Source organism: Kitasatospora sp. NPDC054768 (genome assembly GCF_053612025.1).
The window spans coordinates 21,757-29,721 of sequence record NZ_JBSHBN010000066.1 but is presented as its reverse complement, the minus strand read 5'-3'; the positions used below and the strand labels follow the sequence as shown (position 1 = coordinate 29,721).

At 74.1% G+C, this 7,965-nt stretch carries 7 protein-coding genes; 3 read left to right on the top strand and 4 right to left on the bottom strand.

What is annotated here, in order from left to right; translation table 11 throughout:
- Positions 1 to 879: 879 nt before the first annotated feature.
- Positions 880 to 1,650, bottom strand: a complete 771-nt coding sequence (locus ACWGKU_RS20880) for a glutamate racemase (RefSeq protein WP_452179526.1) — start codon at positions 1,648 to 1,650, stop codon at positions 880 to 882.
- An 18-nt stretch (positions 1,651 to 1,668) separates the two neighbouring features.
- On the opposite strand from ACWGKU_RS20880, the gene ACWGKU_RS20875 reads away from it, so the two are divergent.
- Both ACWGKU_RS20875 and ACWGKU_RS20870 read left to right on the top strand, forming a co-directional pair.
- On the top strand, positions 1,669 to 2,856 hold the full coding sequence (locus ACWGKU_RS20875) for a glycosyltransferase (protein WP_452179527.1): 1,188 nt from the start codon (positions 1,669 to 1,671) through the stop codon (positions 2,854 to 2,856).
- Between the two features lie 57 nt (positions 2,857 to 2,913).
- The gene (locus tag ACWGKU_RS20870) at positions 2,914 to 3,660 is read left to right on the top strand and encodes an SAM-dependent methyltransferase (RefSeq protein WP_401051827.1); all 747 of its coding nucleotides are present in this window, start codon (positions 2,914 to 2,916) and stop codon (positions 3,658 to 3,660) included.
- A 111-nt stretch (positions 3,661 to 3,771) separates the two neighbouring features.
- Here the strand turns inward: ACWGKU_RS20870 and ACWGKU_RS20865 are convergent, their stop codons facing one another.
- The 3 genes from ACWGKU_RS20865 to ACWGKU_RS20855 all read right to left on the bottom strand — a co-directional run bounded on the left by ACWGKU_RS20865 (position 3,772) and on the right by ACWGKU_RS20855 (position 6,889).
- Positions 3,772 to 4,647: an alpha/beta fold hydrolase gene (locus tag ACWGKU_RS20865; RefSeq protein WP_452179528.1), complete on the bottom strand. Its 876-nt coding sequence runs from the start codon at positions 4,645 to 4,647 to the stop codon at positions 3,772 to 3,774.
- Between the two features lie 118 nt (positions 4,648 to 4,765).
- Positions 4,766 to 5,440 (bottom strand): thiol:disulfide interchange protein DsbA/DsbL, encoded by a 675-nt coding sequence (locus tag ACWGKU_RS20860; protein ID WP_452179529.1) that lies wholly within the window; start codon positions 5,438 to 5,440, stop codon positions 4,766 to 4,768.
- Positions 5,441 to 5,614: 174 nt separating this feature from the next.
- Entirely contained in the window at positions 5,615 to 6,889 is a 1,275-nt protein-coding gene (locus ACWGKU_RS20855; protein ID WP_452179530.1) for a glycosyltransferase family 4 protein, read from the bottom strand.
- A gap of 446 nt (positions 6,890 to 7,335) precedes the next feature.
- Between ACWGKU_RS20855 and mscL the strand changes: the two genes are divergently transcribed.
- The gene (mscL, locus tag ACWGKU_RS20850) at positions 7,336 to 7,782 is read left to right on the top strand and encodes a large conductance mechanosensitive channel protein MscL (RefSeq protein WP_452179531.1); all 447 of its coding nucleotides are present in this window, start codon (positions 7,336 to 7,338) and stop codon (positions 7,780 to 7,782) included.
- Positions 7,783 to 7,965: the final 183 nt, after the last annotated feature.

Below are 7,965 nucleotides of genomic sequence, written 5' to 3'. Positions count from 1 at the left end.
ACCCCCGGGCCCGGCCGGCACCGCGAAGACCGGGGGTGGCGACTTCACGCGTTCGCTCACGGGGGGCCCCCGCCCAAACGGGGCGCATGTATGGCGGGGGGCCCTAATCCGGGCGCGCGCACCACCGCCGACCCGCTCGCCCCACAGGCACCGGAGGTGCCATCCGGGCACGGCCGCCGCACCCCGCCCGGCCTCCCGCACTCCCCGCACCGGAAAATCGGCCGCGCCGACTTTTCGATTCCAAGATCATGTGAGCAACGAGCCAGTCCGGGCCATCACCCCCGCGTGAGAAGTCGACCAGATCGACTTCTCACGCACTCACGAGGCCGAAGCCGCGCGCCCCCAGGAATGCCGACCCCGCCGACGTCCCGCACGCCCAAAGTTGGCCCCGCGCCAAAATCCGGCCAGCCCGACTTCCCCACACCCACGACCCGATTCTATGCGCGTAGAGGCCGCCCGAAGCCGGCCCCGCGCGCAGCAGCTCGGCATGAGAAGTCGGCCAGGCCGACTTCCCGCGCACCGGGACGGCCTGGGCTGGCGATCAGAAGCCCTCAAGCCGCCGGGCAGCGGAGCCGCAGCCACCCCAGCGCTGCGCAGCGCAGCGCAGGAAGTCGGCCCGGTCGACTTCCCGCGCACGGCAGATCCACGCACCAAAATCCTGCGGGCTTGCGGCCGGACACACCGGGAGCGGTGAAGCCCACCCAAGCGAACGCCGCGTGAGAAGTCGGCCGAGTCGACTTCTCACGCACCAGGCGCGGTCGGGTGGGCGATCAGCAGGCCTCGGGACGGCGGAGCCGTGGCGCCCGAGCGCGGAGCAGGAAGTCGACCGGATCGACCTCCGGCGCGCGCTGCGTCGGTCGGTCGCTCGGCCGCCCGGGGTCAGCCGATGAGGGTGGCGAGAGCGTTGCCCTGGGGGTAGAGGGCGGCGACCGGGGGGAGGTTGGCGGGGGCGCCGGCGTGGAGGACGGTGAGGGTGCCGCCGCCCGTCCGGGTGGGGTCGGCGACGCGGCGGAGGGCCTGGGCGGCCACGGCGTCGGCGGAGCCGTGCAGGGTGAGCCCCGGCGAGGCGGTCGGGGCGACGGCGCCGCGGATGCGGTCGTCGACGAGTTCGTAGTGGGTGCAGCCGAGCACGATGACGTCGGTCCCGACCGGCGTCCGGGCGGCGGCGTCGGCGATGGCGGCGGTGATGGCCTCGTCGTCGCCGTGCTCGACCGCGTCCGCGAGGCCCGGGCAGGCGACCTCGGTGACGTCCGCCGAACCGCCGAAGTCGCGGATCAGCCCGCGCTGGTAGTCGCTGCCGGTGGTGGCCGGGGTGGCCCAGATGGCGACCCGGCCGCCCTGCGCGGCGGCGGGCTTGATCGCCGGGACGGTGCCGATCACCGGAAGCCCGGGCTCCAGCTCGGCCCGCAGGGTGGCGAGCGCGTGCACGGAGGCGGTGTTGCAGGCGATCACCAGCGCGTCGGGTTCGAGCGCGGCGGCGGCCCGGCAGCAGCCGAGGGCCAGCTCCGTTACCTCTTCCGGCGTACGCGGCCCCCACGGCATCGAGGCCGGGTTGGAAGAGAGCACCAGATCCACGTCCGGGCGCAGCTTCCGAAGGGCGGCGGCGGCGGCCAGCAGGCCGATTCCGGAGTCCATCAGTGCGATCTTCACGGGTCAAGACTTTAGTCGATGCGCCCGTCCAGCCCGGTTCTGCGGCAGACTGCCGGGGTGACCGTCCTGCTGTGGATCGCCGCGTTCTCCCTGCTGGTCTGGCTCTGGCTGGCGTGCTGCCACGGTTCGTTCTGGCGCACCGACGTACGGCTGCCGCCGCGTCGCCCGCCGGTCCGCTGGCCGCAGGTGGCGGTCGTGGTGCCGGCCCGGGACGAGGCCCCGGTGCTCCCGGCGAGCCTGCCGACGCTGCTCGCGCAGAAGTATCCGGGGCGGGCCCGGGTGTTCCTGGTGGACGACCACAGTTCGGACGGCACCGGTGCCCTGGCGGCGGAGCTGCGGACGATCGACGGGCTGGAGCTGACCGTCACCATCCCTCCCCCGCTGCCGCCGGGCTGGACCGGCAAGCTGTGGGCGCTGCGGCACGGCGTGGCGCTGGCCGGGCCGGACGTCGAGTACCTGCTGCTGACGGACGCCGACATCGCGCACGGTCCGGATTCGCTGGCCGAGCTGGTGGCCGCCGCCGAGAGCAACGGGCTGGACCTGGTGTCGCAGATGGCCCGGCTGCGGGTGGAGACCGGCTGGGAGCGGCTGATCGTGCCGGCCTTCGTGTACTTCTTCGCCCAGCTGTACCCGTTCCGCCGGAGCAACCGTCCCGGTGCCCGGACGGCGGCCGCGGCCGGCGGCTGCTCGCTGGTGCGGCGCGAGGCGCTGGAGCGGGCGGGCGGGGTGGCGGCGATCCGGGGCGCGGTGATCGACGACGTGTCGCTGGCCCGGGCGGTGAAGTCCGCCGGCGGCCGGACCTGGCTGGGCCTGGCCGACGACGTGGACAGCGTGCGCCCGTACCCGCGGCTGGAGCAGCTGTGGCGGATGGTCTCGCGCAGCGCCTACGCCCAGCTCAGGCACTCGCCGGTGCTGCTGCTCGGGACGGTGCTGGGGCTGGCGCTGGTCTATCTGGTGCCGCCGGTGGCGACGGTGGCCGGGCTGGTGGGCGGGGTGCCGCCGGTGGCGGCCGCGGGCGGGGCGGCGTGGGCGCTGATGGCGGGCACGTACCTGCCGATGGTCCGGTACTACGGGCAGCCGGCCGCGGCCGTGCTGCTGTTGCCGTTTACCGCGGGGCTGTACCTGCTGATGACGGTGGACTCGGCGGTGCGGCACTGGCGCGGCCGGGGCGCCGCGTGGAAGGGCCGGACGTACTCCCGGGCCTGAGAAGTCCCCCGTGCCGAACCCGCTGCGCGGTGGGCCGTCCCGTTCCATACTGCTCGGATGGACCGTCAGCAGATCTCCCGCCTCGCCCATGCCCGCCACCCGGTCGCGGCCCCGCTGGCGGACGAGTCGGTGGCCCGGTTGCTGGACCGCGCCACGGCCGGGACGGAGCGGGGCCGGGCCCTGGACCTGGGCTGTGGTGAGGGCGCCTGGCTGCTCCGGACGCTGGCCGCCCATCCGGGCTGGCGGGCGGTGGGCGTGGATCTGGACGCGGCCGCGCTGACCCGGGCCCGGGAGACCGCGACCGCACTCGGCGTGGTTCGCCGGATCGGCCTGCACCACTTGGACGTACGGGAGTTCACCGCGCGGGAGCCGTTCGACCTGGTGCTGTGCGTCGGCGCCACCCACGCGTTCGGCGGTCTGCTGCCGACGCTCGCCGCGGCCCGCGAACTCCTGGCCCCGGGCGGCCGGTTGCTGGTCGGCGAAGGGTTCTGGCAGCGCGAGCCGTCGCAGCCGGCGCTGGACGGGCTGGGCGCCGCCCGGGAGGACTTCGCGGATCTGGCGACGACCACCGACCGGGTTCTCGCGGACGGCTGGACGCCGGTGTTCGGTCACGCCAGCTCCGAACAGGAGTGGGACGACTACGAGTTCTCCTGGACGGGCTCGCTGGCCGAGTGGGCGCTGGACCACCCGGACCACCCGGGCGCGGCGGCCGCCCGCGAGGCCGCGGACCGGCACCGCACCGAGTGGCTGCACGGCTACCGGGGGACGCTCGGCTTCGTCACGTACCTGCTGCGCCGCGACTGACGACTGACGCGACTGAAGTGACCGGAGCGACCGCGACGGCCGAAGCCGCGGAAGCCTCCGGCTCCGTTGGAGCGTTCGGAGCGGCCGGGTTCCCGCCGCCCCGGCGATCGGCTACTTCGGGATCCGCGCGAGGAAGTCGTCGATCAGCGGGGCGATTTCGGGCAGCTTCTCCTCCAGGGCGAAGTGCCCGGTGTCGAACAGGTGCAGCTCGGCCCCGGGCAGGTCGCGCAGGTAGGCGTGGGCGCCGGCTTCGGTGAAGAACGGGTCGCCCAGGCCCCAGAGCACCAGAGCGGGCGGCTGGTCGGCGCGCAGCCAGGCCTGCCAGGCGGGGTAGAGCTCGACGTTGGAGAAGTAGTCGAGGGCGAGTTCGACCTGGATGTCCTTGCGGCCGGGCAGGTCGAGGAAGTGCTGGTCGAGCGTCCAGCCGTCGGGGGCGACCAGGCTCGGGTCGCCCGTGCCGCCCTCGTACTGGTCGCGGGTGACGTCCAGGGTGAGGATCGAGCGGGCGGCCTGCTCGGCACCCGGCACGCCGCGCTTGTTGGCGATGAACTCCCGCGCCTGGTCGGAGAGTCCCTCCTCGTAGGCGTTGCCGTTCTGGATCACCAGGCCGGTGATCCACTCCGGGTGCCGGGTGGCCAGGCGCAGGCCGACGGGGGCGCCGAAGTCGAAGACGTACAGCGCGAAGCGGTCCAGGCCGAGGGTGAGGCAGAACCCCTCGATCACCTCGGCGAGGCTGTCGAAGCGGTACGTGAAGGTGCCGGGCGCGGGGCTGTCGCTGCTGCCGAACCCGGGGTAGTCGGGGGCTATCAGGCGGTAGCGGGTACCGAGCGCGTCGAGCAGCCGGGCGTACTGGTGGGAGGACGACGGGAAGCCGTGCAGCAGCAGGAGCACGGGCGCGTCTGTCGGGCCGGCTTCGCGGTAGAAGACACGCAGGCCGTCGACGTCGACGTGGCGGTGGTGGACGTGCGGGATCGTCAGCTCGCTCATGCTAACCATTAAACAGCATCTGAACAGTTAGGCAAGGCCCCTGTCCGGCAAACCGCTTGCCGGACAAGGCACATGTGCGAGCTGATCCGATGTCACCGACGTGGCCGGGAGGGCCGGCTCAGTGGCGGTGCTGCCGCTCCTGCTGCACCAGGTGGTCGAGCACCTCGGGCATCGCCTCGACCCCGCCGGCCTGGGTCGGCGAGGTGCGGTACTCGCCCTGGACGACGACCGTCGGCAGCTCGTTGATGCCGTAGCGGGTGAAGGCGGCGGCGGCCCCGTCGACCGACCGGCCCACCGCGGCCGAGCGGTAGGCCCGTCCGAACGCCTGGGCGTCGACGCCGTTGCGCACGGCCCAGTCGGTGGCGGTGGCCTCGGTGGTGAGGTCGATCCCCTCGTTGTGCACGGCGCGGAACACGCTGGCCTGGAGGCGGCCGACCAGGCCGAGCCGGTCCAGCGCGTAGTACAGCCGGGCGTGGCCGCGTTGCACGGCCTCGTCCTGGCTGCCGGGCCAGACGGCCGGGACGCGGCGCAGCACGACATCGGCGCGGTGCTTCTCCGCCCAGGCCTGCAAAGGCTGTTCGAGCGCCTGGGAGTGGCCGCAGTCGTACCAGAAGAATTCGACCGCCTCGGTCCGGGCGCTCACGCGCACCGGTTGCGGGTGGTCGAGTTCGACGAACTTGGCGCCCTCGGCAGGGGGTTGGTGGGACATCGCGCCGGCCTGGACAGGGGACGCGGCAATCCCGACGGCGACGGCGAGCAGGACGGTGGACCGCAGCAGCGACTTCGAGTTCACACCGGGCAGTGTGCTGGCGACGGTTCGCTACCGGCCGGTTGCTGCGGCGCAGGCAGGGCCGGATTCGCTCGATCGGCGCACCCGGGCCCGCGCCCGTTGACGGGACGGACCACCCGACAGGGCCAACAGAACCGACGTACTCGGCGGGCCCACGGGACCGGGGTGCGCGGCGGGTCAGCCGGCGGCCTCCGGGCCCGCCGTCCACACCTCGGCGACCAGGTGCTGCCAGGCGTCCACGACGGCACCCAGCTCGAAGTGCTCCAGCGCGTGCGCCCGGGCCGCCGCGCCCAGGCCCGCCCGGTTGACCGCCAGCACCTTGCCCAGCGCCTCGGCGAGGGCGAGCGGGTCCCCGGGGGCGACCAGCGCGCCGGTCGCACCGTCCCGGACCACCTCGCGCACCCAGCCGACGTCAGTGGCCACGGCGGGCACCCCGGCCAGCGCCGCCTCGATCAGCGCGCCGGGCACGCCCTCGCTGTCACTGGTCAGCAGCAGCGCGTCGGCGGCGCGGTAGAGCGGGGCCGGGTCGGACAACGGGCCGAGGAAGTGGGCCCGGGCGGCGGCCGGGTGGCGGGCCAGCGTCTCGCGCAGCGGCCCGTCCCCGGCGACGGCGAGCCGGACGTCGGGCAGCCGGTCGAGCACGTCCAGGGCGAGGTCGAGCCGCTTCTCGGGAGCTATCGCCCCGATCCAGGCGACCAGCAACACATCGGCCGGCAGGCCCAGCGCGTGCCGCGCGGCCCTCCGGTCGTCCCGGCCGTCGGCTGGCGGATAGCTCTCCGCGGCACGGGAGTTGGGGATCACGTGGACCTTGCCCTCGGGCAGCCGGAACTGCTCCTCCAGAACGACGCGCGCTTCGTCGGTGAGGGTGGTGACGGCGGCCGCGCGGTGCATCAGCGCGCCGCCGCGCACCCGGCGCAGCCGGTTGGCGGTCCAGTAGCGCGGGTGGCCGACCGAGACGTAGACGAAGGGCGTCCGGGTCCCGGCCAGGGCGAGGGCGCAGGCGGCCAGGGTGTCCGAGCCGTGCGCGAGCACCACGTCGGCGGCGCGCGAGGCGGCGCGCAGCGCCCGCAGGGTGCTCGGGTGCAGCCGCCCGGGGCCCAGCACGGCGGCGGAGCGCAACCCGGGGGCGGCGGAGCAGTCCACGGAGGCCCCGCCGGCGGAGTCGGGGCCCCGGTCGGTGGAATCGGTGGCCCGGCCCGCGGAATCGGAACCCCCGTCCCCGGAGCCGGAGTCGGGACCCGGATCCGCGCAGTCCCGCCTCGACTCGACGGGGCCGGGGTGGACGGCCGGATGCGGGGCGAGGGCGCACAGTGCGGAGGACTGCCCCCGACGGCCGAGTTCCCGGTGGAGGTCACGGGCGAAGTTCTGTGCGCCGCCACGGCGTGAGTCGCTGATCAGATGCAGGACACGCGGACGGTTTCCGGCCGGATCGGCCGACAAATGGTCGGGCATGGACCGACCTTGGCACAGTGCTCCGTCCGGTACATCCCCTTCGCGCAACCTGATGGTGGCCCATCCGCCCGCACTTGTACACCCGATGTGCGCCACGGGGCCGCCGTCGTGCGCCGGATGCGACCACTGTGCGCCCCGCCTCGCCCCCTGCCGCGCTCCGGTTCACCCCGTCGCGCCGGGTCGGCGCCGTCCCGGGTCGGCGCGTGCCGGTGTCACATGCGCTTTCTCCCAGCGTGGTTGAGCCGGGTGTTCGACCGCCGAAAGGCCGGTACGCGGAGCGCCCCCACCCCGCCCGGCCGGTCGGGGCCGGGCCCCGCGGCGGTTACCCGATTCGGGTGAACGCGGTTGGACCTCGACCCGGGCCGCTCGGCAGGATGTCCGGCCGGGGGCGGCACCCGCCGTGCCGCCCCATCTCCCCCTTCCTTGTACGGATTTGGAGTAACCCGGTGTTCAAGGGATTCCGCAGCTTCCTGCTGCGCGGAAACGTCGTGGACCTCGCGGTCGGCATCGTGATCGGCGCGGCCTTCACCGCGGTCGTCACCGGGTTCGTCAGCGCCTTCCTCACCCCGCTGGTCGGCGTCGCGTCCGGTGCCGTCGGCGACTTCACCCAGAAGACCTTCGACGTGGCCGGCACCCGGTTCCCGTACGGCCTCTTCGTCAACGCGGTCATCGGTTTCGTGCTGACCGCGGCCGTCATCTACTTCGCCGTGGTGCTGCCGGTCGGCAAGCTCCAGGCCCGCTTCGAATCGGCCAAGCCCGCGCCGGCCTCGAAGGTCGACTGCCCGGAGTGCCTGAGCCCGATCCCGGCCGCCGCGACCCGGTGCTCCTTCTGCACCTCCGAGGTCGGCAAGCCGACCCTGCCCGCGCAGGCCCAGGCGCTGCAGTCGCACTGACCGCCGGGACCGGGCCGGCACCCGTCCGACACCGGGTCGGAACCCGGGCGGCCCCTGGCCGCCGGCGCAGGTCACGGGCCAACGGCGCAGGTCACGGGCAGGTCGCAGGCCTGAATCGAACGCCCGGAGAACTGACGGGAATTTTATTCCCGAAACATTCACGAGCCTCCGCCGCCCCCACGG

Bases quoted from the DNA above. Each gene is read 5' to 3' on its own strand.
- ACWGKU_RS20875 (WP_452179527.1), top strand. From the start codon at position 1,669: ATGCGCCCGTCCAGCCCGGTTCTGCGGCAGACTGCCGGGGTGACCGTC.
- ACWGKU_RS20865 (WP_452179528.1), bottom strand. From the start codon at position 4,647: ATGAGCGAGCTGACGATCCCGCACGTCCACCACCGCCACGTCGACGTC.
- ACWGKU_RS20855 (WP_452179530.1), bottom strand. From the start codon at position 6,889: ATGCCCGACCATTTGTCGGCCGATCCGGCCGGAAACCGTCCGCGTGTC.
- ACWGKU_RS20870 (WP_401051827.1), top strand. From the start codon at position 2,914: ATGGACCGTCAGCAGATCTCCCGCCTCGCCCATGCCCGCCACCCGGTC.